Origin of the sequence: Desulfovibrio sp. 6_1_46AFAA (assembly GCF_000224635.1) — a bacterium.
GTDB classification, from domain to species: Bacteria; Desulfobacterota; Desulfovibrionia; order Desulfovibrionales; family Desulfovibrionaceae; genus Desulfovibrio; species Desulfovibrio fairfieldensis.
In genome coordinates, this window is sequence record NZ_JH114304.1 from 274386 (window position 1) to 299441 (window position 25056).

Annotated in this window: 28 protein-coding genes and 1 tRNA gene; 16 read left to right on the forward strand and 13 right to left on the reverse strand. The window is 54.8% G+C overall.

Translation table 11 applies throughout. The annotated features are described in order from the left end of the window. Positions 1–28: 28 nt before the first annotated feature. The 11 genes from HMPREF1022_RS13875 (at position 29) to HMPREF1022_RS16720 (ending at position 8247) form a co-directional block, all read left to right on the forward strand. Positions 29–430: a flagellar basal body rod protein FlgC gene (locus tag HMPREF1022_RS13875; protein ID WP_008685373.1), complete on the forward strand. Its 402-nt coding sequence runs from the start codon at positions 29–31 to the stop codon at positions 428–430. 223 nt (positions 431–653) lie between these two features. Continuing rightward, complete coding sequence (locus tag HMPREF1022_RS13880; RefSeq protein WP_009303583.1) at positions 654–1529, forward strand: C40 family peptidase; 876 nt, start codon at positions 654–656, stop codon at positions 1527–1529. Positions 1530–1537: 8 nt separating this feature from the next. Next, positions 1538–2050 (forward strand): rhodanese family protein, encoded by a 513-nt coding sequence (locus tag HMPREF1022_RS13885; protein WP_009303584.1) that lies wholly within the window; start codon positions 1538–1540, stop codon positions 2048–2050. 4 nt (positions 2051–2054) lie between these two features. Beyond that, entirely contained in the window at positions 2055–3065 is a 1011-nt protein-coding gene (gluQRS, locus tag HMPREF1022_RS13890) for a tRNA glutamyl-Q(34) synthetase GluQRS (RefSeq protein ID WP_009303585.1), read from the forward strand. A gap of 163 nt (positions 3066–3228) precedes the next feature. Beyond that, positions 3229–3600, forward strand: a complete 372-nt coding sequence (locus HMPREF1022_RS13895; RefSeq protein WP_009303586.1) for a hypothetical protein — start codon at positions 3229–3231, stop codon at positions 3598–3600. A 215-nt stretch (positions 3601–3815) separates the two neighbouring features. Then, positions 3816–3891, forward strand: a tRNA-Thr gene (locus HMPREF1022_RS13900). A 355-nt stretch (positions 3892–4246) separates the two neighbouring features. Then, a complete protein-coding gene (locus HMPREF1022_RS13905; RefSeq protein ID WP_009303587.1) occupies positions 4247–5035 on the forward strand; it encodes a hypothetical protein in 789 nt (262 codons plus the stop codon). Between the two features lie 752 nt (positions 5036–5787). Beyond that, positions 5788–6426: a lytic transglycosylase domain-containing protein gene (locus HMPREF1022_RS13910; RefSeq protein ID WP_009303589.1), complete on the forward strand. Its 639-nt coding sequence runs from the start codon at positions 5788–5790 to the stop codon at positions 6424–6426. Further along, positions 6317–6598, forward strand: a complete 282-nt coding sequence (locus tag HMPREF1022_RS19205; RefSeq protein WP_442852271.1) for a plasmid mobilization protein — start codon at positions 6317–6319, stop codon at positions 6596–6598. The genes HMPREF1022_RS13910 and HMPREF1022_RS19205 overlap by 110 nt, the downstream gene beginning before the upstream one ends. Positions 6599–6604: 6 nt before the next feature. Beyond that, positions 6605–7633, forward strand: coding sequence for a TraI/MobA(P) family conjugative relaxase (traI, locus tag HMPREF1022_RS16715; protein WP_009303590.1), 1029 nt, complete (start codon positions 6605–6607; stop codon positions 7631–7633). After that, entirely contained in the window at positions 7606–8247 is a 642-nt protein-coding gene (locus HMPREF1022_RS16720) for a hypothetical protein (protein WP_009303591.1), read from the forward strand. The genes traI and HMPREF1022_RS16720 overlap by 28 nt, the downstream gene beginning before the upstream one ends. Positions 8248–8267: 20 nt before the next feature. Here the strand turns inward: HMPREF1022_RS16720 and HMPREF1022_RS17615 are convergent, their stop codons facing one another. From HMPREF1022_RS17615 to HMPREF1022_RS17635, 11 genes are all read right to left on the reverse strand, one after another. Next, entirely contained in the window at positions 8268–8651 is a 384-nt protein-coding gene (locus HMPREF1022_RS17615; RefSeq protein ID WP_083823321.1) for a restriction endonuclease, read from the reverse strand. Continuing rightward, a complete protein-coding gene (locus tag HMPREF1022_RS13920) occupies positions 8606–9337 on the reverse strand; it encodes a restriction endonuclease (RefSeq protein WP_009303593.1) in 732 nt (243 codons plus the stop codon). Before HMPREF1022_RS13920 ends, HMPREF1022_RS17615 begins: the two co-directional genes overlap by 46 nt. A gap of 27 nt (positions 9338–9364) precedes the next feature. After that, positions 9365–10207 carry a M48 family metallopeptidase gene (locus HMPREF1022_RS17620; protein ID WP_009303594.1) on the reverse strand — a complete coding sequence of 281 codons (843 nt, stop codon included), beginning with the start codon at positions 10205–10207 and terminating at the stop codon, positions 9365–9367. Beyond that, positions 10204–13539, reverse strand: coding sequence for a type I restriction endonuclease subunit R (locus HMPREF1022_RS13930; protein ID WP_009303595.1), 3336 nt, complete (start codon positions 13537–13539; stop codon positions 10204–10206). Before HMPREF1022_RS13930 ends, HMPREF1022_RS17620 begins: the two co-directional genes overlap by 4 nt. 11 nt (positions 13540–13550) lie before the next feature. Further along, positions 13551–14219, reverse strand: coding sequence for a restriction endonuclease subunit S (locus HMPREF1022_RS17625; RefSeq protein WP_083823322.1), 669 nt, complete (start codon positions 14217–14219; stop codon positions 13551–13553). A gap of 83 nt (positions 14220–14302) precedes the next feature. Beyond that, on the reverse strand, positions 14303–14785 hold the full coding sequence (locus tag HMPREF1022_RS17630) for a restriction endonuclease subunit S (protein WP_083823323.1): 483 nt from the start codon (positions 14783–14785) through the stop codon (positions 14303–14305). Next, positions 14782–15591 (reverse strand): Fic family protein, encoded by an 810-nt coding sequence (locus HMPREF1022_RS13940; RefSeq protein ID WP_009303597.1) that lies wholly within the window; start codon positions 15589–15591, stop codon positions 14782–14784. The genes HMPREF1022_RS17630 and HMPREF1022_RS13940 overlap by 4 nt, the downstream gene beginning before the upstream one ends. Continuing rightward, on the reverse strand, positions 15581–17089 hold the full coding sequence (locus tag HMPREF1022_RS13945; RefSeq protein WP_009303598.1) for a type I restriction-modification system subunit M: 1509 nt from the start codon (positions 17087–17089) through the stop codon (positions 15581–15583). Before HMPREF1022_RS13945 ends, HMPREF1022_RS13940 begins: the two co-directional genes overlap by 11 nt. Further along, positions 17086–17685, reverse strand: a complete 600-nt coding sequence (locus HMPREF1022_RS13950) for a restriction endonuclease subunit S (protein WP_009303599.1) — start codon at positions 17683–17685, stop codon at positions 17086–17088. Before HMPREF1022_RS13950 ends, HMPREF1022_RS13945 begins: the two co-directional genes overlap by 4 nt. 55 nt (positions 17686–17740) lie before the next feature. Further along, positions 17741–18793, reverse strand: coding sequence for a DUF4917 family protein (locus HMPREF1022_RS13955; protein WP_009303600.1), 1053 nt, complete (start codon positions 18791–18793; stop codon positions 17741–17743). A 186-nt stretch (positions 18794–18979) separates the two neighbouring features. After that, positions 18980–19207, reverse strand: a complete 228-nt coding sequence (locus HMPREF1022_RS17635) for a DUF2188 domain-containing protein (protein WP_083823324.1) — start codon at positions 19205–19207, stop codon at positions 18980–18982. A 448-nt stretch (positions 19208–19655) separates the two neighbouring features. Here HMPREF1022_RS17635 and HMPREF1022_RS13960 point away from each other — a divergent pair, with 448 nt between their 5' ends. The 4 genes from HMPREF1022_RS13960 (at position 19656) to HMPREF1022_RS13975 (ending at position 22826) form a co-directional block, all read left to right on the forward strand. Further along, positions 19656–20450 carry a DUF3560 domain-containing protein gene (locus HMPREF1022_RS13960; RefSeq protein ID WP_009303601.1) on the forward strand — a complete coding sequence of 265 codons (795 nt, stop codon included), beginning with the start codon at positions 19656–19658 and terminating at the stop codon, positions 20448–20450. Between the two features lie 240 nt (positions 20451–20690). After that, positions 20691–20963: a type II toxin-antitoxin system RelB/DinJ family antitoxin gene (locus HMPREF1022_RS13965; RefSeq protein ID WP_009303602.1), complete on the forward strand. Its 273-nt coding sequence runs from the start codon at positions 20691–20693 to the stop codon at positions 20961–20963. Next, positions 20944–21204, forward strand: coding sequence for a Txe/YoeB family addiction module toxin (locus HMPREF1022_RS13970; protein ID WP_008685403.1), 261 nt, complete (start codon positions 20944–20946; stop codon positions 21202–21204). The genes HMPREF1022_RS13965 and HMPREF1022_RS13970 overlap by 20 nt, the downstream gene beginning before the upstream one ends. 494 nt (positions 21205–21698) lie before the next feature. Next, on the forward strand, positions 21699–22826 hold the full coding sequence (locus HMPREF1022_RS13975) for a hypothetical protein (RefSeq protein WP_009303603.1): 1128 nt from the start codon (positions 21699–21701) through the stop codon (positions 22824–22826). Positions 22827–23131: 305 nt separating this feature from the next. Here HMPREF1022_RS13975 and HMPREF1022_RS13980 read toward each other — a convergent pair whose 3' ends face one another. Continuing rightward, entirely contained in the window at positions 23132–23479 is a 348-nt protein-coding gene (locus HMPREF1022_RS13980) for a winged helix-turn-helix transcriptional regulator (RefSeq protein ID WP_009303604.1), read from the reverse strand. Between the two features lie 166 nt (positions 23480–23645). Between HMPREF1022_RS13980 and HMPREF1022_RS13985 the strand changes: the two genes are divergently transcribed. Further along, on the forward strand, positions 23646–24845 hold the full coding sequence (locus tag HMPREF1022_RS13985; protein WP_009303605.1) for an MFS transporter: 1200 nt from the start codon (positions 23646–23648) through the stop codon (positions 24843–24845). Here the strand turns inward: HMPREF1022_RS13985 and HMPREF1022_RS19210 are convergent. Further along, the gene (locus HMPREF1022_RS19210) at positions 24834–24971 is read right to left on the reverse strand and encodes a helix-turn-helix domain-containing protein (RefSeq protein ID WP_156802999.1); all 138 of its coding nucleotides are present in this window, start codon (positions 24969–24971) and stop codon (positions 24834–24836) included. The two genes, HMPREF1022_RS13985 and HMPREF1022_RS19210, sit on opposite strands and share 12 nt — an antisense overlap. Between the last annotated feature and the right edge of the window lie 85 nt (positions 24972–25056).

Genomic DNA, 25056 nt, shown 5'->3' on the forward strand with positions numbered 1-25056 from the left:
TGCTATGAGAGCCGCTAAGGTGTAAATGATGAGCGGCATTACCGGCAGTATGAATCTGGGCGCGTCGGCCATGAATGCCCATTCTTGGGGTATGGCTGTTACGGCGCACAATGTGGCCAACGTGAACACGGCGGGCTTTGCGCCGCAACACGCGGTCTATGCCACGGGCCCCGGCGGCCGGGGCGTGCGGCTGGATGCCGTGCTTCAGGATTCCGGCGTTGCCGGACGGCTTCCCGCCGAGGTCCGCAATAACCCGGCCGTATCCACCGCTCCGGCGTCCATGGAGTCGGACTTTGTTAATCCCGGCGGCACGGATCTGGGGCGTGAAATGACGCAGATGATCTCCACGCAGCGGACCTATGAGGCCAACGCCCAGGTTGTCCGTACCGGCGACGCCATGCTGGGGACGCTGCTGGATCTTAAGGCCTGAATGACGCAATTACCGGAATGGGCGGGATGGACCTGCCCGTTTTTTTATCCCGTTGCCCGCCGCTTGCCGGTGGGACGGTCATTGCCGGAATGGCTTGCATTGAAAATGTCTGAATGCTCTGTGCGGGTTTCTACAAGATCCGCGCCGCGAAATTGTCGCAAGGTGAATTGACTTCATCGGTACGCGGCAATTTCAAGCGCAACATGCTGGGAATGGAGTGCGAATGGGTAAATATCTGAAACTGTGTGCGCTGATTATGGGCTGCGGCCTGGCTTTCGGGTGCGCGGCCAAACAGAATGCCGCCGATGAGAATATGCGTGTGGAGCGCTTCCGCCGTTCCTATGAGGCGGCTCTGGACGAAGACCAGGCCCAGGCCAGCAGGCAGCTGTTGCGCAAGGCCCGTTCGGCCATCGGGACCCCCTATGTGCGGGGCGGGTCCAGTCCGGGCGGTTTTGACTGCTCGGGCTTTGTCTGCTGGGCCTACAAAAGCGTGGGCGTGCAGTTGCCGCGCACCGCGCGGGAGCAGTCCGCGGTGGGCCAGCGCATTAAGAATCAGGAAGATATGCGCGCCGGTGACATTGTGGCCTTCCGCCATCCCCGCCGGGGTTATCACACGGGTATTTACGTGGGGGACGGCAAATTCATCCACAGCCCGCGCCGCCGCACCAAAGTGCGGATCAACTCTCTCAGTGACCCCTATTTCAGCAGCACTTTCCTGGGCGCGCGCCGTGTGAATTTTGAAGGCAATGAAAACCTGGTGGCCCAGGCCGAAAGCCGTCTCAACGACTATGCCGAGGAAAAAGCCGTGCGCGAACTCTCCGTGCAGAAAAAAAGCCCGGCCAAATCCCGCCGCAGTGTGAAAACACGCCGCGCCTCTCGCGACAAAGTGGTGCAGGTCGCCAGCAACGATACGCGGCGCAGCGCCAAGGCCGCACCCGCCAAGGCAGCCAAGGTTGGAAAAAGCAAGGCCGAGCACGCTTCCAAGGGCGGCAAAACCGCTGCCCGTGCCTCCGATAAGAAAGCCTCTCCCAAGGTGGCCTCCTCTTCCCACCAGAAAAGTAAAAAATCTTCCGGCACCAAGAGCCGCAAGCAATCATAGGTATATTCATGCTTCCTGTTATCAGTCCCGCTGAAACCCTGCAAAAACTTCGGGACGGAAAAATCCGTCTCGTGGACATCCGGGAGCCCGATGAAGTAAACGCCGTGCGCGTGCCCGGCGCTGAAGTGGCCCCGCTCTCCGTCATCAAATGGACGCGTCTGGCCCCGGCCAGCCCGAACCTGCCCATTGTATTCACCTGCAATTCCGGCAACCGCACCACCAAGCAGAGTGACCTGCTGGAAGAGCTGGCCGGAGGACCCGCCTTGCAGATGGAAGGCGGCGTCAGCACCTGGGCCAAGCAAGGCCTGCCGGTGGAGCGCGGTCGGCAGAGCATGCCTCTGTTCCGCCAGATTCAGATCGGCGCGGGCGCGCTGGTGCTGCTGGGCCTGGCCGGAGTGTTCGTCTGGCCGCCCATGATCTGGCTGTCCGCCTTTGTGGGCGCGGGTCTGGTCTTTGCCGGAGTGACCGGCTTCTGCGGCCTGGGCTTGCTGCTTTCGGCCATGCCCTGGAACAAAAAATAAGCCCATGCCGCCTCGCGGTCATGAGGGCGGCCCGCCGCAACAGCCTGCGGACCGCATTTGCGGTCGGCTGGCCCCGAGTCCCACGGGCTACGTCCATCTGGGCAATGCCTGGGCCTTCCTGCTGGCCTGGCTGGCGGTGAGGGCGCGCAAGGGCGTTCTTATTCTGCGGCTGGAAGACATCGACCCCCAGCGTTCCAGGCCGGAATTCGCAACGGCCATATTGGAAGATCTGCGTTGGCTGGGTCTGGACTGGGATCAGGGGCCGGATGTGGGGGGACCCGCCGGGCCGTATGAGCAGAGCCGACGCACAGCCGTATACGCGGACGTATTGGCCCGGCTGGAGGCCGCGGGCCTGACCTATCCCTGTTTCTGCACCCGAAAGGAACTGCGCCTGCTGGCCGCGGCCCCGCATGTGGATGACGCGGGCGCGCCCTATCCCGGCATTTGCCGGGAGTTGAGCGTGGAACAGCGGGAGACCCTGCTCCGGGCCGGGCGCAAGGCCGCCGTGCGGCTGCGTTGCGCGGCGGAGCGCGTTGATTTTGTGGACGCGCTGCTGGGGCCCCAATCCTTTTGTTTGGCGGAATGCGGCGGGGATTTCGCCTTGCGGCGTTCCGACGGCGTGCTGGCCTATCAACTGGCCGTGGCCGTGGACGACGCGCTTATGGGCGTAAACCAGGTGGTGCGCGGGCGGGATATCCTGTCTTCCACGCCGCGCCAGATCGCTCTTTTGCGGCTTTTGGGGCATGCTGTCCCCTCGTATGCGCACATTCCGCTGCTTCTGGACGGCGAGGGCCAGCGTTTGGCCAAGCGCCACCGGAGTTTGTCCTTGCGGGTTTTGCGCGAGCGGGGCGCGGACCCCAGGCGCGTTGTGGGCCTGCTGGCCCGGCTGGCCGGGCTCAACCCGCGCGGTTGGCCCGTGCTCCCGGCGGAATTGTTGCCGGATTTTGCTCTGGAGCGCCTGCCCGGCGCGGACCAGCGCGTGACGGATCAGGATTTGCGTCGGCTTGCGTCATAACGCATCGTACGCTTGAGATTTCCGCTTGACGGCGGGCAAAGTCCTCCTGCGGAAAACTCGCGGGCCTTGTGAAACATGGCCGGGCATTTTTACCGCTAAGAAGCAATGGTATTGTGAAGCGGCCCCCAGTGGCGCGTATCTCTCAGCAGGAGTGTGTAGAACCGTGGCAACGCTTGATCAGGATTTTCTGGATGCAGCTTTTCCGGCCCAGCGGACGGATGATTTTTTTGACGCGCTGTTCGGCGGCGCCGAGGAGGGGGCCTACGACATACGGCTGGTCTGCCGGAACGTGACGCCCGACCGGGCGGTTTTGGCCTTTGAACTGCGCCGGCGGCCGGGCAAATGCTTGGTCTGTAATTTGACCTACGGCCTGCCCCAGGTTTTCCAGCGCCATCCGGTGCTCAATGTGGCCGGTGTGGCCAAAGCTGTGGCGGCGCGCCTGGGCTGGCCCGAAACCAGCCGCTGGAGCCTGGAACCCACGGAAGAAATCAGCCATGAGCTGCACGCCATCCCGCTGGTGCTGGAACGGCCCTGATGCCCTTCTTGACAGAGCGGCTCTTTTTTGGCAATAGAAGCCGGTCGCCAGCTTAGCTCAGTTGGTAGAGCAGCTGATTCGTAATAAGAAGTGCGGCGGAGCTTTTTGAAGGATTAAGGCTAGGGAAATCAGCAAGTTACCCTGAAGATGGTTTTGGTAATTTTGCGTTTCTGTTACCCTATTGCTACCCTGGCGCGACAAACAAATTTCCCCGCGCCGCCTTGGCTCAGTTGGTAGAGCGGCTGATTCGTAATCAGCAGATCGTCAGTTCAAATCTGACAGGCGGCTCCATAATTTCAAGGGTTTATGTGCAAAAGCAGCACATAAACCCTTGTTTCGTTTTCGGCCTCCAGCGGAAAATTTGGCGAAAAATACCTAAAATACCCTTTTATTTTAGTGAATTACAGAATTTTTTAATTTACCCTATTTATACCCTGGCCGTTGAGGGCAGTCTTTCAGGCAATTCTGAACAGAAGACGCTTCCACTTTTCTCCGGCATTTTTCCATTCTTTTCTTCGCTCCTGCGACAGGCAAAACACAGAATATCTAGCACTCACAATGGGTTGCGGGCAGAATTTTTCTACCCTATTTATACCCTGAGCCATTTCGGCCTTTTTGCCCGTCTTGCGAGCATGAGGGCCACACGATGAGCGCCCCCACCGGCAACCGTTGCGGCCATGATCCCCGGCAGCCGAAGCTGAGTCCTGCCCATCCCATAAGAAAGGGCAAAGGCGGCCTGCCGCGCATCCTGTCCCTGGCGGCGGAACGGGCCAAGGCGTGGTACTTCCATCCGAAGAAATGCCCGCTGCTGTCACACCCCAATCGTCAGACCCGCTCAGAACGCCGTGAGGCCTGCCAGATCGTGCTGGAAACGATTCTGAGCCACCTTGACCTTGCTTCCATGTGCCTGGGCGTTCCCACGCCCGCCAGCGGCTTCATCGACATCGACATGCGCACCATCGTGCGGGATTCCGGCATAGGTCAGCGCCGGATAGAGCGGGCCATTGCCTTGTTCAAGGAAGCGGGATTCATGAGGGTAACGCAGCCGCGCACCCAAAACGAGGAAGGGGATTACTTCGGTTGCCGGGCCACCCGCGTGGTGACAGATACGCTCTTCGAGTGGCTGGGGCTTGGCCCTATGCTGCAACGGGAGCGGGCAAAGGCGTCTGAGAGGCTACGCCGCAAAGCTCAGAAGCTGAACCGTAAGCTCTCGGACTTCATGGGCAGGATGCGGGACACGTTCAAGAAGGCGGGCAGAACGCTTTTTCAGCAGCCCTCTTTTCAAACTGATGAAAAGCGCACGGAAGAAACACGGCGCTGGAACATGGTTTGCGCAAAATATATGATTGCCGGTTTCGACCCAGACGAGTGCCGACGACGGACTAACGCAGAACTCGGATTGCCTGCTGATTTCAGCCCCGGCAGACGCACATAGCGGACTTTGCGCATCTGGCCTCATGGGCTTTTTCTGAATTTTGAGCTTCCTTGGCTTTGCCTGCCCTCCAAAGACGAATTTTCCGCCATGATTCACCATGACGAGCATTATCTTTCCACCTTTGGCAGCACTCAAAAAAATAAGTGTCGCATGGTTGGCCCGTAGCTGTCGGGCATAAAAATCAACAGACAAAAATCAGAAGAGAGAAGAAGGAGTCCGGCTTGCTCAGGACAGCTTTGGTTAGCCAGTTTTTAATTGTGGCGAATCTGCCATAATTAACGGGAGCTATTGAAAATAGGGAAAAGTACGCGCCTTCGCAATTGACACAGAGGATGAGGCCAACCATGCCAGTGCCTTCCTGATTTTGCAGCAGCCTGCTGCAAAATGTGAGATTACGCTTCCCACTCCATCACGTTTCATCCGCCAATCCTTGCACATCGGTAAAGTCGGCATGGACACCCTGCAAACGTCTGAACAATACTGAAGTATATTTAGGCATGCATAGACGAGGTGTATCCATTTTTAAGCATCGGCAAGTGAAGGCAGTAATGCATAACAATATTTAAGAATAAGTTGTCCTAATAGCGATTTATGTAGTTCAAAATGTTTATACAGATGCTACAGTATTGGCCTTTCAGAGGGCCGGACATGGGAAGTACAGTACCTTCGGCCTGACTTCCCGACCGGCTCCCTGCGTGGGAGGGCGGGCTTATTCGCACTTCGTGCTCAACACTGAAAACAGAGAGGCAAAAATGCTCAAAACAATACTTGTGGCGCTTGCGCTTGTGTTGCCGCTGGCCGTAACGGCCACGGCAGAGGAAACCCGGCCCCCGGCCTGGCTCATAGAGGCCATTGCCCGGCAGGAATCCAGTCTGAATCCCCTTGCCGTCAACGTGGCGGGCAAAGATTACTACCCCGCCACCCGGCAGGAGGCCGAAGCCATCATTGCCGCCGCACAGGGCAGCGGCAAGAGCTTCGACGTGGGGGTGATGCAGATCAACCGCTGGTGGATGGAGCGGCATAATATCCCGCCCACGTCGTTACTCGACCCGGAGGTGAACCGCACTTGGGGCGTCTGGATTCTGGAACAGGAAATCGCCCGGCATGGCCTCAACTGGCGGGCCGTGGGCAAATATCACTCGCCGGATGAAGAACGCGGGCGGCAATACGCATGGCGCGTGTTCACCGCTGCGCAGAAAGCCCCCAAGCCCGCCACCCCAGCCAAAGTCCCTACAGTGAGGAATACCCATGCCCACCAAGAAAAAAGCCGTGACAACCTATCTGACGGAAAAGGAGTTCAGCGCCGTACAGGCCAGCGCCAGCCGGGCCGGATTGTCACTTTCGCGCTTCCTGGCCCTGACCAGCCAGGGACAGCCGCTCAAAAGCCTTGAGTACCAGCGCGAACGCATGGAACTTCGCCGTATGAAGGGCGAAATGGGCAGTATCGGCGCTTGCTCAAGCAGACCCTGGCCCAGAGCGGCGACAAGGTGCATATCTACCCGCTGTTGCGCTCTCTGGATAACTGCCTCCGGGGCCATCCAAAACCTGATCGCCCGCCTGTGAGGCAGCATGATAAGCCGACATATCCCCATTGAGCCGGAAAACGACAATTACGGGCGGCTGGCCCGATATATCGCCCGCACCGGCGAGTATGCCGAGGATAAAGAAAAGCCCTCGCTTGTGTGGTGCGCCGGGTGCGTGGGCGGGGATGATTACGCCGAGGGCATTGCCGAAGTGCAGGACGTGCAGGCCCTGAACACCCGTGTTGCGTCCAACAAAAGCTACCACCTTGTGGTCAGCTTCCGCCCGGAGGACGAAACCAAGCTCACGCCGGACATTCTGCGTGACATTGAACGGCGCTTCAGCCAGGCGCTGGGCCTGTCTGAGCACCAGCGGCATTGTGCAATCCATACTGACACGCAGAATATCCACATGCAGATCGCGTACAACCTCATCCACCCGGTTACGTTGAACCGTAACGATCACCCGTGGGATTACAACAAGCGCGATGCCCTGTGCCGGGAGATTGAGCACGAATACGGCCTGACCGTGGACAACGGCATGGAAAAAGAGCGCGGCCAGCGTAATGAGCGGGCCATAGCCTTGGAGGCGCAGCAGGGGGTGCAATCCTTCGACAGCTATGTGCGGGAGCGTGCCGCATCCATTCTGGCGGTACTGGATGCTGCAAAAAGCTGGCAGGATTTGCACAAGGAACTGCACCGGCACGGACTGGAAATCCGCCCAAAGGGCAACGGCCTTATCATCAAGAGCCGCCACGGCAAACAGGCGCTGAAAGCCAGTGACATGGACAGGCGCTTGTCCAAAAGCCGCTTGGAAAAGGTTCTGGGAGCCTATCAGCCGCCCATGCCCATTCTGGTGAAGGAAGAATCCCGCTACCGCAACAGGCCCGTGCAGCGCAGCCCGGCAGGGGAAGCTCTGCACACCCGCTATCAGGCCGAAGCCGCCAGCGGAAGCAGCAGGCCGAAGCGGAGAAAGCCCGTCAGGCCGAGACTCTGGCCGACATACGCGAAAAATGGCGACAGCAGCGGACAGAGGTCGAAAAATCCACCATGCTCAAGCAGAACCGGCGTAATCTGATCCAGTACGCCCGGAAGAAAGAGGCAGCGGAACTGGCCGAAGCCAAGGCCCGCTTGCGGCAGGAGCAGGCCGCGCCGCCCTATGAATCGTGGAACGACTTTTTGCGCCGTCATGCCGACCAGGGCGATGAAGCCGCCCTGGCCGTGCTGCGTTCCCGAAAACAGTCTGTGGAGCTGGAAGACCCTTCCATCACCCCCAGGCCGCCCGCGCTGGATAACATCAAGGCGGAATACGCGGAAAAGCAGGTGGAAGTCTTGGCCGACACCGACCAGAGCCGCAAAGGCAAGAAAACCCTGCTGGCTTACTTACGCATGGAAGAAGTGCTCAAGGAGGAAGCCCTGCGCGGCCTGGCTGTTCGCCCGGAAGACATGACCCGTAGCGTGGACGCCAAGGGCGCGGTGGTCTTCACCCTGCCCGGCGGCGGCAAGGTGCGCGACACCGGCAAAGAGGTGCTTTTTTCAGGCGCAGACGAGCTGGCAGCCAAGGTTGCGGAAGGCTATGCCCGCAAAAAATGGGGAACCCAGTTAAGTGTATACAAAAATTGTGTCCGTTTTGAGTTGAAACATGATTATTCGCTGAAATCCCATAAAAAATACAGAGACATTACAAGATGATGTGGACGTACAAATTAAAACTACATCTCTTCTTGCGAGGCTGTGGGCAGCCACACACGCTTCAAGGGCAGCTCCGCTCGCAAATCAGCGTCAAGTTTCTCATAAACATTAAGTAATTGGGCAATGAGTTCTTGTTCATCCCACAGACGCACATCAAAAAACTGAACGGGAATTTCCTCTTCCACGGTTCTGGCAAATCCACCCCACGCAACAAGAAGCCCTTTTTCCGCTTTGGAGCGTGTCATGGCTCCTCGAAGCTGGTCTAATGTCGGCCTGTCCATGGGGTCTTGTCCGGATTTTACCTGCACACAAATTCGGGGCGCATCAAATCCAAGCTCTCCACGCGCGGCAAGGATATCTATACTCTTGTCCCTTTTATCGCGTTTTTCTTCAGGTGTGCGCATGTTACAAAACCCTGTGCCTTCAGAATACCTTCCACCAGACGTTCCATGGCAATGCCCTTGAACTTGCGCCTGATAAGCTCGGACAGTTGATCGCGCGCCAGTTCTTCCAGGTCCAGAGGAGCGCTGTCTTCATGGGCTTGTCCGGTGTCGCCCCCCACAGTGCGGGCCACATCACCAAGTATATTGGCCGATGCCTGCCAATTGTTTGCAGCGAGCCGTTTGACACGATTCTCTGCGTCGTTACGGGTGATCCTGCATACGGTCATGAATGCGCCGAAAGAAAAGAGTAAATCTTTGTCGAACACATTGCGCGGGATAGACGTATTCAGCCAGCGCACATTCCTGAAGTGGCGAAAGTCTTCTTCCGCTCTGGGATCGAAAGTATAGGCAGAGGTTATTTCACCCACAGCTATGGCGGCTTTACGTTTGAGAGGCAGTACTATCCAGTCGCCAATTTGCATGGTGTGAACAAAAGCATTGATCTGACCTGCCCCGTTGATGAGCTTGCGCACCTGTTCGTCAGGGTTTTGCGCGATCATGGCTGTTTTGATTTGCTCATAGTCGGCCATTTTCGCAATATTCCGATTGGGAAACGCACCGCCCCACCTCAGATACACACGGTTGTCCTGCAAAAAATTATCTTCAAACTCGCCCTTGCTCCCGGCACGCACAAGATAAAGCGGCATGGCAATCCTCAAAAGTTTTTAGTCGGTCTATTCATTGAGCAACATTTCCGCCATATTGTCCAGCCTGTCTTTCATGTGTCGCCAGTCAGGCAACAGAGATTCCAGCAATGTATAAAAGGCGTTGCCGTGATTGTGTTCCCTCAAGTGGCAAATCTCATGCAACAGCACATAGTCAACACAACGGGCCGGAGCCTTGATGAGATGCAGATTGAGCAGTAAAACACCAGTAGGCGAACAGCTGCCCCATTGTTTTTGCATGGCTTGCAAGCGAAATGGCGGCACAACGCTCAACCATGCAATATTTCTCTGCAAAGAGGTTAGCCGTTTTTGAAAATAGGCAGCGGCATGCTCCCTGTACCAGTCCCGCAGCAAAATTTTGACCTTTTGTCGCCGCGCGGATCGCAACGCCTTATCTTCACTATCAGTCAGGGCAAGCGGCAATCTTTGTTCGCCATCCTCCACTCGTAGTAAACGAGGGGGGCGAATGCTCACGCTCAAATACGCACCGGAGAGCTTGACCCCCTCCCGGAGGGGACTTTTTGCCCGAACGCCCTCTGGCATGGTCAATGTCTGCACCTTCAGCATATACCGCCGTCCTAGATAAAAATGGCTTTCGCCACTCACATACTCGCGTGGCAAGACGTGACGTTGCCGCGCGCCTATTTCCCGCAGATGATTCACAATCCATTGCGCACGGGCACGTACAGCCTCACGCACCTGGTTGCTGTCGGCCTCTTCAGGAGCTTCCACCTCAACCACGCCATCAGGGTGAACATGAATGCGCACCGAACTGTGCCGCCCGGTACTGCGGCGTACAGTATAGTGAATGCTGTCCGTCCCATAATGGACGGATTGTACGCCCTCGCTCACGCGCTCTTGCCGCCTTGCTTGCTGTTCCAATTGCCGTAGCGCGTGGATTTGATGATATTTTCAATCACCTTCTTGGCACGTTCCAGACCGAGCCAGCCATAGAGACGCGGCAAAAGCCCCTTGGTGATTTCCGCCTCTATATCCTGCGGATTGAGTGAATTTTCCGCCACAGCCAGTGCGACGATTTTTTCCGCTTCCAGGGATTCTTCAATAAGTTTGTCGGTATTTTCTTCGGTCAGATCATGGCTATCCTGCGCCATGCGAAAAATGCCGAAAAAGGCCCTGGCCTGCTCTTTTTCCCGCAACTGTTCCGGAATATCCGCCATGCGACGTTGCCGCACACGCTCTTCAAATTCCTGAAACAAGGCAAATTGCTTGTATGGGTGGTTGAACATTTCCTCAGCTTTGGCAATGGCTTCCTTCAAAAGTTGCGAGAAGAACTTCTGCGCATAAGGATCAAAGGCCAACTCCTGATCTATGCTTTTGCGCACCCGGCTCTTGATGATGTCGGTTTCATTGCGCAGCTTTTCCTTGCTCCAGGTGGTGGGGTCTTGCACCTTGCCCAGCTCATCCACCAGATAGTGGTCTTCCGCCACTGTGATGCCTTCTCCCACCACATGCTTGTCCACAAGTTTGCGAATTTGTTCTTCATAGACACTGTAATCCACAGTTTCCTGAGCATCGCGCCGGGCTATTTTGCGCAACTCCATGAAGAAGGTCAGGTCTTGCTTGTATTTTGCCACAGTGGCTTCATCAAACGCACCGTCCTCATAGAAGGACCGGGAAGAGAGCGCCACTTTCAGGCAAAGCCCAAAGGCGGTAAGGGCCTGGTAAAAGTCTTCACGGACCTTCTGTCGGGTGTCATACAAGTCACCGTCTTCACCGGGTTCAGTTTCATACTGCGGGGTAAGAATTTGCCGGAATTGTTGCATGTCCTTGTGGTTGCGCACATCCCGGAAGATGCTCCACAAAGCGTCATGCAGGGCCGGAAGGCGCTTATATTCCGTGTTCACCTGATGATAGAGGCCTTTTATATCCTCAATCTCATAGCCTTCCTGTGTGCGTTCTTCCAGATTCTGATAGGCAGCCACAGCCGTATCGAGCTTGGCAAGTATACCCCGGTAGTCGATAAGCAGACCGTATTCCTTGGCCGGGTGCAGGCGGTTGACGCGGGCAATGGCTTGAATGATATTGTGCCCTTCCAGCGGTTTGTCGATATACAGCACGGCATTGCGCGGCTCGTCAAAACCGGTGAGCAACTTGTCTACCACAATCAGGATATCCGGCGCACCATCGGTGGAAAAATCATCGATAATCTTTTTTTCATAGTCCTGCGGGGCGGTCTTTCCCACAGTCTTTTTGTACCATTGCTGAACCAGGGGCAGGGCTTCCTCGTCCTCATCCACACTCTTGTTCCCTTCACGGGTATCCGGCGGCGAGATGACCACAGCGGACGTGACCCAGCCGGTTTCATCCAGATGCTTTTTGTAGCGGATGGCGGAAATTTTGCTGTCCGTCGCCAGTTGGCCTTTTAGCTCCGGGCCGAGATCGCGGATATAGTCCTTGAAATGCCGGGCAATATCCCAGGCGATAAGTTCAATACGGTTGTCAGACCCGTATATGGTATCTTTATTGTCGAACTTGTGCTTGATGTCCGCTTTCTGGTCTGCGCTGAGTCCTTCCGTAATTCGTTCAAACCATGCGTCAATGGCCTTTTGGTTGATGTCCAGTTCCGGCTTGCGTTCTTCATACAGGAGCGGACGCACCGCTTCGTCACGCACGGCCCTTTGCATGGTATAGGCATGAATAATGGGGCCGAACTTGCTGAGGGTTTTTTCCTTTTTCAGCAAGGGGGTGCCGGTGAAGGCGATATAGGCCGCATTGGGCAGGGCCGCACGCATGCGTTCGTGGGTCTCGCCCTGCTGGCTGCGGTGGCCCTCGTCCACCAGTACAATGATGTCTTCACTGGGATTGTGGCATTCCTTGAGCTTGGCGGCGGAGTTAAATTTCTGCACCAGGGTGAAAATGATACGTTCCACACCCTTGCCGATGCGCAGGGCCAAATCCTTGCCCGACTTGGCCTTGGACTTTTCGCCTTCCTTGCGGGCAATGGCACCGCCATAAGCCCCGGCATCCAGAAATGTTCCGGCCAGCTGTTTTTCCAGATCAACGCGGTCCGTCACCACAATAATGCGGCACTGCCGCAAATGGGGATGCAACAGCAAAGCCTTGCACAAAAAAACCATGGTCAGGGATTTGCCGGAACCTGTGGTGTGCCAGATAACCCCACCCTGACGGCCGCCACCTTTACGCGGAGCCTTGCGTTGCTGGATGCGTTCGATCATGCGCCGCACCCCGAACATTTGCGGGTAGCGCGCCGCGATCTTGCCTTTCTTGCTGTCAAACAACAGGAAATAGCGGATGAATTCCAGCAAACGGACTTTGCCGAGCAAACTGACCAGCAGGATGTCCTGCTCAGTGGTTTGCACGGGCTGCGACCACAGGGATTGGAAAAAAGCCCGCATGGCCCGGCCATCCTCACGCCAGCCGAAAAGCCGCTCTTGTTCTTCCTCAGAAGGGATGCGGTTTTTCAGGCGTTCCACCTCGGCGGCGGCAATTTCCTCTTCCTGCCAGCGTTGCCAGAACGTATCCACAGTCTTGGTGGTGCCGTACTTGCCGTCCGTGCCGCTCACCGCCAGCAAAAGCTGGGAATACACAAATAGCTGCGGGATTTCGTCATGCTTCTGGTTGCGGATGTTCTGGCTGACGCCTTCATCCACCATACTTTTGTTGGGGTTGCCGGATTCGGGCTTTTTGGCTTCCAGCACCACTAAGGGCAGGCCGTTGACAAAACCAACTATGTCCGGTCGCCGAGTGTGCAGACCGTCTGCCGCCAGCACCTCCATTTCTTCCGTTACCACAAAACGGTTGGCGCAAGGGCAAGCAGCCTCCAATCCGCTCCAATCCAGCAGGGGGATGGTGGCATTGATCTTGTGCCCGTCCACAAATTCTGTGACCGTCACCCCCTGGCAGAGTTTTTCGTATACGCGCTCATTGGCGGTGAGCAACCCTTCCTGCATGGGGGGCGTGCTCACTTCACGCACAATTTGTTCCACGGCATTGGGAGAAAGGGGATACTCCCGCCCCTTGTAGGAAAAACGCCGGGTTTGCAGAAAGGCCACCAATTCGTCCCGCAGAATCACTTCCCGGTTGCCACCGCGTTTTTTCAGGCATTCCGCAGGGCTCACATACTGCCAGCCAAGGGCCATGAGGAGTTGCAGGGCCGGAATCTTGGCGATGTATTCTTCGGACATATTGGGGACGGCAGGCATAATTTCCCCCCTCAGGCGAGTTGGTGCTGTGCGGCGTCAGTATCTGTCTTGACGCGGATTTTGCCGGTGAGCAATTGTTGCATAAGGGCTTTTTTCTGGGCTTGCAGATTGGCAAGTTTGGCTTCGTATTGCTGAATGACCGTATCGGCTGCGGTGAGTACGTCGGCTATGGCTTTTTGTTCGGCAATGTCCGAAGGGATTTCAATTGTTTCTTTTAGAAATGAATCAAAGTTGAATGTCATTTTTTCTATATGAACACCGTGGCTGTTAAGATATGCAAGGTGCCATATGTGCGGTTGCTGAAAATAATATCCTATAAATTTCATAAGCAGTTTATTTTTATTTTTTGGTGCCAGAATTATGTATGAATCAGATACAAAGCATCCGTCAAAATATTTTTGAACTATTCCAATAGATCCATGTACAACTTGCATCTTTGAAATGAGTAGTTCGTCAGAACATACAGAATTTAGCTTTTTTGTTTTAATTTCTTTCCCAAAAATATTTTCCCGAAAAAAAACGCCGCCAGCACGCCTTTTTACACTCAAAAGTTTGTACTCTTTATTGTCATCCCAAATGACAGGGCGTTTTATTTCTCTGAATAGAGTATTGAGCGGAGCTGCACTCCATGGGTTTGAAAATCCAGGCAATCTCCGTCGCCCGGTCAAAAGCTGTTGCATCAACGCTTTCTTTTGCGTTTTGCTGTTTTCCAAAAAATTTTGAGTGTGGTGAATGGCGTCATCCCATGTTAAAAGAATATGGGCTATTTTTTTTGTTCAAAAATTGGCGGGAAAATTATCTTTTGCTTTTTGATTAATTCTAAGCTTAGATTTTTCTGTGAACTGGTATTGCTAATATTTCTAATATTATTATATTTATTTTGAAAGTTATAAAAATGAAAATATGAATCCTGGCTATCAGAAAGCAATATTACAGCACATGCTTGATTGGTTGCTGCAGAAATTCCCAATCTTGCAACTGAACCTCGTGTTTTTCCCTGTCCATACATAGCAATAAGCAGTGTACCTTCAGGAAAAATTTTTGCAGATGAATTTAACATCCCTAACTCTGTGATGTATTCATTTGTCTGCGTTATTGTATTGAATAAAATTTCTCCAGTTGTTACCCATGGTATGCAGCCATTCCAGTATGAAGATTTCTTTCGGCTGGGTGTACCTCCAGACGTTACACGGGCAATATCCTCAAGTGTCGCTATTTTCCACCCCTCAGGCAACTTCTCGCTCATGCCGCACCCCCCGCATCTTCCACCCCCAATACAAACCAGTACGGCGCAAAACTCTTCTCCACCAATCCACTAACCTGCCGCACAAAGGGTTCATATTCCCCACGCACTGCCACGGCATCCAGATTGGCATAGTAGGCGCTGCGCTCTTCCACAGGGATGATGACAATGGGAAAGCTCGCCCGCAGAAGTTCCAGATTCATAAGCAGCCTGGCTGTCCTGCCGTTGCCGTCCACAAAGGGATGGATGTTCACAAAATCCGCATGCACACGGGCGGCACGTTCCACGGGATGCAGGTTGGACGCTTCGTCCGCGCACCATTGGCAAAAGCCTTCCATATGCTCCCGCACATGGAGAAAATCCGGCGGGGTGAAGCCAGCGCCGCTGATAAGCACGTTTTGCTGCCGGTAGCGTCCGGCATTTTCCGTATCCACCCCTCGCAGCACAATCTGGTGCAAATCCTTGATTTCCGTTTCGCTCAGGGGGCAGGGTTGCCCGGCCAGGGCCATCAGGTAGTCAATGGCTTCCCGGTGGTTAATGGCTTCCAGGTGGTCACGCATGCTCTTGCCGCCGATGGTCACACCGTCTTCCAGCACCACTTTGGTTTCCGAGATGGTCAGGGTGTTCCCCTCAATGGCATTGGAATGGTACGTGTAGCGCACCACCATATCCGCATGGAGATTTTTCACCGCTTCGGGCGGCAAGGGACGGAACGCGTCCAGCCGGGCTTTGAGACTGTCCAGCCTGGCGTATTCTTGCGTCAGTCCTGAGAGGGGGCCACCATGCTCCGGCGTCCGGCTATTGAACATAGCCCAGTTCCTTGAGGTATTTTTCCATCTCGCCTTCCAGCCGTTCCAGCTCCGCTTTCAGGCCCGCGCGTTCCGCCAGCAGCGCCTGCATGTCTATTTCCGGTTCTTCCTCAAAGGTGTCCACATAGCGGGGAATATTCAAATTATAGTCATTGGCCTTGATCTCCTCCACAGAGGCGAGGTAGGCGTATTTTTCCACACTTTGTCTGGCCCGGAAGGTTTCCGCTATTTTTTGTATGTCCTCAGGGCGCAGATAGTTCTGGTTTTTCCCGTCCGCATACTCACGCGAAGCGTCGATGAACAGTACCTTGTCGTCGTGCTTGCGTTTGCGGAACACCAGGATGGCGGCGGGGATGCCGGTGCCGAAGAAGAGTTTTTCCGGCAGACCGATCACCGCATCAAGGAGATTTTCGTCAATAAGTTTGGTGCGAATCTTTCCTTCCGCAGCGCCACGAAAGAGCACGCCGTGCGGAGCCACCACGGCCATGCGGCCCACAGCGGGTTTCATCACTTCGATCATGTGCAGGATGAAGGCATAATCGCCCTTGGTGCGCGGAGGCAGTCCACGCCGGAAGCGACCGAACTTGTCATTGGCCGCGCTCTCCTGCCCCCATTTGTCGAGGGAGAAGGGGGGATTGGCTACCACCACATCAAAATGCTTGAGCTTGTCGTCGCCGTCCAGAAGCAAGGGATTACGCAGGGTGTCGCCCCATTCCACCTTGTGATTGTCTTCGCCATGCAAGAAAAGATTCATTTTTGCCAGCGACCAGGTGGAGCCTATGCTTTCCTGCCCGAACAGCGCGTATTTTCGCGCGCCGGTTGTATCGCGTACCTTGTATCCACATTTCATGAGCAGAGATGCGGAACCGCAGGCCGGATCACAGATTTCATCGCCTTCCTGTGGGTTCACCAATTCCGCTATGAGTTGGGAAACTTCCGGGGGGGTATAATATTCTCCGGCCTTCTTGCCGGCATCGGAAGCGAACATTTTGATAAGAAATTCGTAGGCATTGCCGATGATGTCCAACGAGCCGATGCGGCTTGGACGCAAGTTGAGGGCGGGTTTGCTGAAATCTTCCAAAAGCAAACGCAAAATGTCGTTCTTTTGTGATTCTTCACCCAATTTGCCGGAATTGAAACTGATGTCCTGAAACACCCTGTCCAGCTTGGTGATATTGGCCTCTTCAATAGCGTGCAAGGCCTTATCTATACGTTCCCCATTGCCCGGCTCAAAACGCCGTTCATACAAGGAGTAGAAGTCTGCCCCTTCAGGTAGCACAAAGCGTTCTGTCAGCAACATGGCTTGCACCATTTTTTTGTCGCCATACTGTTTTTTGTAGGCGTCGTATTTATCTTGCCATACGTCGCTGAGATACTTCAGGAACAGCATTGTCAGCACATAATCTTTGTATATGTCTGATGAAATGGTGCCGCGAAAGGTATCGCAAGCATTCCAGACAGCTTTATTGACATCATCCTGTTTGATTTGAGTGCTCATGCGTTCTCCTGGCGATGTGTACCGAGTTCACACTCGGCAATGGCAGACAATATTTGGCGGCAATTGGTTATGCCTGATTCCATGGCTTCCATGTTTTTATGAATGGCGTTGACCGCGTGCAACAGCTTGTTTTGCCGATCAAGCGGCAATACCGTTATGGGCAGGGCGAAAAAATCGGCAAGGCGCAGACTCTTTTGCGCTGTTCCGGCTTCCATGCTGCTACAGTGGCGTTGAACCTGGCTTTGCCCCAGTTGCCAAGCCAGAAACGCGGGTAAAATCATATCGGATCGCGTGATGCGGATGCGGAAAAAGTGCAGGGCCGCCAGGGCAGGCCCAGGCAGGGCGGCAAGCAGGCTTCCATAATAGTTGCCGCCGCGCATAACGAACACAATATCATCTTGTTTAAGGAAGTAGTTTTGCATATTGGGTTCTGGGCGCACCCGCACGGTGCTTGCCCAAGAGACGGAGGCTGTGGGGCTTACATCGCGCATCTGAATTACCCGCACAGTACCGTCAGGGTCATCGCTGATTCCTGTTCGGAAAGGATACCCCGCGCTGATTTCCGCAATATCCCGTAAGGGCAGTGTTTTTGTCATAGGTATGTGCCCTTCTTACGTAAAATGATTATGGCCGCGCGGCAGGTTTGGTATCTCATGCCGGGCATCGCCTTGTCATCCCCCAGACATTGGCGGTTTCGCTGTCATAAAAATGCACCTCAAGGGGATGCTTGGAGTCTCTTTTCTGGCTTGTCGAAAGAGCCGCCGCTATGGTTGCTCTGTTGTTTTGGGTGTCCGGCGAGCCGTACAAACTGACAAAAATCTTTGTAAGTTTCGTGTTTTTTACAATAATTTTAACCAGGTGCTCATCATTGACGGAAAGTGATACCCCATGGAGGAAAAGAGAGTGATTGATCGCGCCGAGGCTGCGCAGTCCCTTGCTTAAGTACCCATGATGATAGATTTTCTCCAGTTTCTTGTGCGAGGTTCCTTCTGCCACAAAGAGCGGGAAGAAGTTCTTCCGGATGGCTTCTCTTGTCTGGTCTATCAGGGCAATATCCGTTCTTTTCCATGAATATTTTTGTAATTCATGACCGCCATCAAATAGATGGAGTGCGCCGTGAAGATAATACACGTTTTGTTGATGTGCCGAATCATCCCACACAACATATTCTGCATCTGCGTGATCTGTGTCTGTCCGGAATCCATCATCAAAGGCAATTTTTTTCTCTTCCATGCCGTGCATTAGCACCCAATACAGCAAAATATCATAGTTTAATGTAAATATTCTGCCATCACCGGGCTTGTCGCGGAAGTTCTTTAGGAACTGAATACAGGATTCATACTGCTGATTTGTCAGATCGCCTGGGCGCGCAGGGTGTTGCCCCGCAATGGTTTCAACCAACACATGTTTAATTTTCGTGGCGCATTCTTTCATGCGGTCGCTGACAAGTTGCGCGTCCTCCATAAAGCCGGGGAGTACGAGGGCCGCACTCTCCAAGGCTTGCACAGCCTCTTCAAAATCTTCAGACGCAATATTCTTAAAGGTTTTCGTGACCTCAGGGAATTGGGTAAAATTGGCCTTTCCAAACAAAGAACCATAGCGGAAGATATCCGGTCGCACCGCGACACTAAAACCGTTTCCGAGCATAAGGTGGCGTTTTTCACCGGCTAATGCCAGCGCATCTTCAAAAGAGAGGATTTCCATACTGCCTCCGGCAGATTAAGGAACCGCCTTGAAGCTCATCGCAAAACCAGATACAATACCTTTCTCTGAGCGAGGTTTTGCCTGAGTACCTGCAACGGTTCCGTTGTGGGCAGGTTACCTCATCGCACGGCTGGGTGTTGGCGCATCCAGCCGTTTGCGTTTTGAGGCACTCAACCATGTTGTCACCTAACCTTTGGGCGGGAACGGGTCGTGGCCGTGGCTGTCCGATTGCCGAATACGTCCATCCCGTCCATGGACTTGCAGTTCAGTTCCCTGATTTCTGCTGATTTCACGCGCGATTTGAATAGCCTCCTGTTGAGTTGAAGTGACATGCGAAGGCCTGGAGTTGCCATCGCGTTGAACTTTCCAGTCGCCATTACCGTTGGGGAGAACTCGATGAGTGTCTCTGGACATATGAACCTCCCTTTTGCACCAATACCTGTGCTGCAAATATTTTTAGCACCCAGCCATATGCAAGTCAATAGATTTTGCAGCAATTAAAATGGTGTAAAATTGTCATCCCTTCCACCCTCCGGGGGTGCGCGTCAACGCGCATGGAGTGCGCCAAGCCTCATGCGTTCGGCCTTCGGGCTTGTGCAGGATCGTCGCAGGCTCCTCCCTTCCGCGCCCTACGGCCTCCCTCCTTGCGTTTGTCACACTCCATTCCCCCCTACAGGCGGCGCGGGCTGCCCGGCTCTGCGCGGGGCGCGATTGCGTGAAAAGCCGTGCGGTAGGCTGCGCGACTGGCATATGGCCTTTCCCTGGCGTGGGAGGGGGCAGCACCTATTGGCAAATGCCCCCTTCCGCCGCCGGGGAAAGGTTTTCGGGGACGGGAAGGCACAAATGCCAAGGAGCAAGGAAGATGAACAGCTACGAAGCCAAGCAGGAAGCCCGCCGCCAGCGTTACCTTGACCGCGCCGATCAGGCCCGCCAGGAATTTGAGGACACCCACGAACGCGCCCACAAAATGGCGGAAGCTATCCCTTTCGGGCAGCCCATCCTTGTGGGGCATCACAGCGAAAAGCGCGACCGCAATTATCGGGGCCGCATACACGATACTTTCGGCAGGGCTTTTGCCGCCCTGGAAAAGGCCGAGCACTACAAAGACAAAGCCGCAAGCGTTGGTCACGGCGGCATTTCCAGCGACGACCCGGACGCCCTGCAAAAACTCCGTGCCAAGTTGGCAGAAATGGAGAACAGCCAAGCCCTGATGAAGGCGGCGAATCAGACAATCCGCCGCCATAAGACCGACGAGGCCCGTATTGCCGCCCTTGTGCCCCTTGGCTTCACCGAAGCCCAGGCACTGGATTTAATCAAGCCGGATTATATAGGCCGTGTGGGCTATGCCCCATTCACCCTTTCCAACCACAACGCCAACATGCGCCGCGTGAAAGAGCGCATTGCCGAACTGGAACACGCCGCCACCCGCCAGCATAAGGAAGAGCAAGCCGAGGGCTACACCTACCGGGAAGACCCGGAGGAAAACCGCGTCATGTTCATTTTTGACGGCAAGCCCGCCGAGAATGTCCGCCAGCTTTTGAAGTCCCACGGCTTCAAGTGGTCGCCCACCCGTGGCGCATGGGTTCGCCAGATAACAGGCAATGCCTTGTTTGCGGCAAGATGCGTCAGGCAAGGACTGGCGGAACTTTCCGCCTGATAGACTCTATCAAAACCAGGGCAGTCCGGCACACACCGGGCGGCCCTAAAAATTTTCGCGGCTTGCGCCCGGCGCTCACATCACGCCGAGCGCAAGCCGCATCGGCGGCAGGGCCGCCGTGAAGTCCAAAATCGAAAGAACTTGAACATATCAGGGAAAATCCCAAGAGCCTCAAGGCATCTTGACATGAACTACAGTTGACATTACATGTGTAATGAAATGCATTACAAGGAGGCCGTCATGGCGAATCTGCAAATCCGCATTGATGAAAACCTCAAGGCCCAGGCCCAGAGCATCACCGCCGATATGGGCATGGATGTGGCAACAGCGGTACGAATGTTTCTTACCCAGATGGTGCGGGAAAAGGCTTTGCCTTTCACCCCCAGCCTTGACCCTTTTTATCATCCCCATAATCAGGCGCATCTTGCCCGGCTGGCGCATGAGATGGACGCACAGAAAAACTGCACGGCTCACGAACTGATCGAGGATGCCCATGAAGCTCCTCTGGCATGATACTGCCTGGAACGACTATCTGTATTGGCACAGCACCGACAGGCAGATACTCAAGCGTATCCACATGCTCATCAAGGATATTCAGCGAAACGGGTATACTGGCATCGGCAAGCCTGAACCGCTAAAGGGCAACCTGCAAGGCTGGTGGAGCAGGCGCATTGACGCTGAACATCGCCTTGTGTACCGCATTGTTGATGACACCTGCCAGATTATTCAATGCAAAGGCCATTATGAAGTGTGATTGCGGCATGTTCATAAGCCGCAGCCTTACCTGATTCACAACAAAGCACCGCGAACAGCCGTATGCCCGCAGATTATACGATCTGCGGGCATACGGCTGTTCGCGCTTTGGCGATTGCAACCCGAAGGCAGCAGGCCAGAACCATTGTCACCCCTTCCACCTTCCGGGGGTGCGCGTCACCGCGCATGGAGTGCGCCAAGCCTCATGCGTTCGGCCTCCGGGCTTGTGCAGGTTCGTCGCAGGCTCCTCCCTTCCGCGCCCTGCGGCCTCTCTCCTTGCGTTTGTCACACTCCATTCCCCCCTACAGGCGGCGCGGGCTGCCCGCTCTACGAGGGCGCGGCAAGCGCGTGAAAAGCCGTGCGGTAGGCTGCGCAACTGATAGATGACCTTTCCCTGGAGTGGGAGGGGGCAGCACCTATGGGCAAATGCCCCCTCCCGCCGCCGGGGAAAGGTTTTCCGGGGACGGGAAGGCACAAATGCCAAGGAGAAAGACAATGATTCACGGTAAGACCCTTCAAGAATTGGCCCTGGAAGTGGAACGGCAGAGCAACGCGCAGCACGATCTTATTGTACCCTCCGGCCAGATGGAAATGAGAGCGCACAACGAACTTGCGCCCGCCCTGGCGATCAAGGGCGAGAGCGATCTTTTCCCCATGACCGAAACCGGCCACGACACCCTTGCAAGCCGCCTCAGCATCCCCACCCGCTACTATGAGCGTATGCGCAGCGAAGCCCCGGCGCTCTTGTCTTACAACGTCAACGAATGGTTGCGGCAGGAGAGCGAACAAAATGTATCCCGCATGGTGCGTACCCTGGACGGCAAGGCCCGCGCCGTGCTTTCCGATAAATACAAGCGCCTTGATAACCACGAATTTTTGATGACGGTGTTTCCCGTGCTGCTGGAAGCCGGAAAGCGCGACGGCATGACCGTTGACGTGAAGAGTTCGGAAATCACCGAGCGCCGCATGTATGTACAGCTTACCTTTGAAGGGCTGGAGGCCGAATTTCCCGTCAACCGCCAAGGGCGGCAAGTGGGCGAAGTAGTCAAGGCAGGACTTGTGCTCAAAAACTCCGAAGTGGGCTATGGATGCCGGGAAATCAACTTTCTTGCCTACACCCTGGCTTGCACCAACGGCATGATTTTGCCGCGCCCCCTTGGTTCCTTCACAACCCGCCATGTGGGCGGCAGGCAGGGCAACGGCTCATTGTTCGCCCTTTCGCAGGAAGCGCAGCAGGCGGACGCCCGCGCCTTTGCCTTGGCGACCCGTGACGCCGTGCGCCAGATGGTGAGCCGTGACAACTTGCAAGAGCTGGTCAACCGGATGCAGGCCGCCAATGCCCGCCCCATCACCGGGCATGTGGAACAGAGCGTCAAGGCGCTGGGCAAGTCCTACAGTCTCACCCAGGACGAACAGGACAATATTTTGCGCCACCTTATTACGGACGGCGACCTTTCGCACTACGGCCTGACCAACGCCATCACCCGCAGCGCCCAGGATGCCGCCAGTTATGACCGCGCCATTGAGCTTGAAGAAATCGGCGGCGTGTTCTTGCATCTGCCGGAGCGACAGCTTGAACCCATCCTTGCGGCCAAGCCGGAAAAGGCCCTTGTGGCGGCGTGAGTTATCCCATTCCAGCAACAACGGCATGGCTGGAATTTCCCGGCCATGCCGGGGGCAGAGGCCGCACGTTCTGCACTGCGCAGTAATGCCAAACACAATGCGAACAGCCGCCCTCACACCCCGGCTGTTCGCCCAGAAACACAAAAAATACAGGAGGCAAAAGGCCCGGCGGGAAACCGCCGTGCCTGGTTCCCGCCCTCCCGCCCGCGTGGGAGAGATGAATGTATGGGGAATAAGATATAAGGCTATTACAAGATTTCAAAATACACCTGTTCCCAAGAGCTGCCCAAGCCAAATACATCAGCCTATCCACGGGGTGGCCTGTGTTGCTCGCCCCATGAACACATGGCATTGAGCAGCGGAATAATGGACTCGCCTCGCTCGGTGAGACTGTATTCAACCTTGGGTGGAACTTGCGGGTATTCTTTTCTGATAATCAATTCGTCCTTTTCCAATTCCTTGAGCATAAGACTCAGCGTCTTGAATGAAATGGTGCCTATGACCTTTTTGATCTGATTATGGCGCATGACGCCTTTATCCGCCAGCCAGAACAAAATTATCATCTTGTACTTCCCACCGATGAGAGAAAGCGTGTAGCCGAAATGGGTTTCAGCTACAGGGGTTCCTGTGGGGACATATTCTTCCATGCTCATAGACACTCTCCAAAAGGTAAGTACATGAAGTAAATGTGCATACTTTACATAATGCATATTCAAAATTACATCTGGCATCAAGCCCCGCGCCTTACACGCCCCCCTCCACTGACAAGCCATGAGAACTATTGTCAATTGAAAAGCCTAACTATCAGGCTCAGATGTCATGAACATGCTCATACCTTCCGTGCTCTTGCCCTCCAGACCAAAATCCTTCTATCGGCTGGCGCTTATGAATTTTTTCTTTGTTATGGGGATACTTTTTTCCTCATGGGCCATACGCATTCCTGACATAAAAAATTCGTTGGCTCTTTCGGACGCGGAACTTGGCGGCATACTCTTCGGCGCGCCGCTGGGGCAGCTTCTTGCCATAGCTCCCGCAGCATGGCTCATCGGTCGCTTCGGCAGTCGCCATGCCATCATAGGGGGCATGTGCATCATGCCGCTGGCCTTGGTTACACTAAGCCTTGCTCCCAGCCGTTTATGGCTGTTCGCCGCTCTGGCCTTCTTTGGATTTGCCAACAATATTCTCAATATATCTCTCAACGCGCAGGCTGTTGGCGTGGAGGCTCTCTACGGCAGAAGCATCATGGGCACCTTTCATGGAATGTGGAGCGTCGGAGGCGTAATCGGCGGCATTGTCGGAGCGATCATCGCTCCCTTGGGGGTATCGCCGTTGGCGCACTTTATGGTGATATACTGCTACGCGCTTTTGACTCTGGCGACCATGTTGCGCTCTATTATGCCGAGGGAAGTGGGCAAAGGAAACCGAAAGGAAAACCATAATCCGTCAAAAATACATCCAGACATGTATCTTGCTTTGTTGGGAATCATTGCATTCGGCAGCTTCGCCATCGAAGGCGCTATGTATGACTGGACTGCGGTTTACTTCGCGCAGATTTTGAATGTACAAGAAGAGCTGGTTCGCGTGGGATATGTGGCGTGCCTGACAGCTATGGTCATCGGTCGCTTGACGGCGGATTCACTGGTGAATCGTTTCAACGTGGTTTTTGTATTGCAAATGAGCGGTCTGTGCGTCGCGCTTGGACTCTCGCTGGCCTTGCTCTTTCCGTCTCTGGCACCTGCCACCTTCGGTTTCGCTCTGGTGGGTTTCGGCATGGCGTCCATCGTGCCGCTCTGTTTCAGCCTTGCGGGTAAATCGGACAAATTTTCGGCCCAAGTATCCATTTCATTTGTGGCGTCTATCAGCTACTTCGGCTTGCTCATTGCCCCACCAATGATTGGGGTGTTGTCGGAAAGCCTGAACCTTCGCTGGGCCTTGTCCCCGCTTGCGCTCATAGGCGTGTGCATTGTGGCCCTGGCAGCGATACTCAAACGCATGCGTGGTGAAGGCTTACACTTGTAATCTGTTCTTCACATATTCTCTGGGAGATAGCTGGTAGTATTCTTTAAAATCCTTATGAAAATTACTACTATTGGAATAATTCAGCATTAAAGCAATCTCATTTATGGATAAGGTCGTATTGTTCAAAAGAACAAGCGATTTATTTGTATGTAGACCCCCCCGCTATGGTCTGACCCCTGTCAAGTAGACAGGGGTCAGACCATAGCGGGGG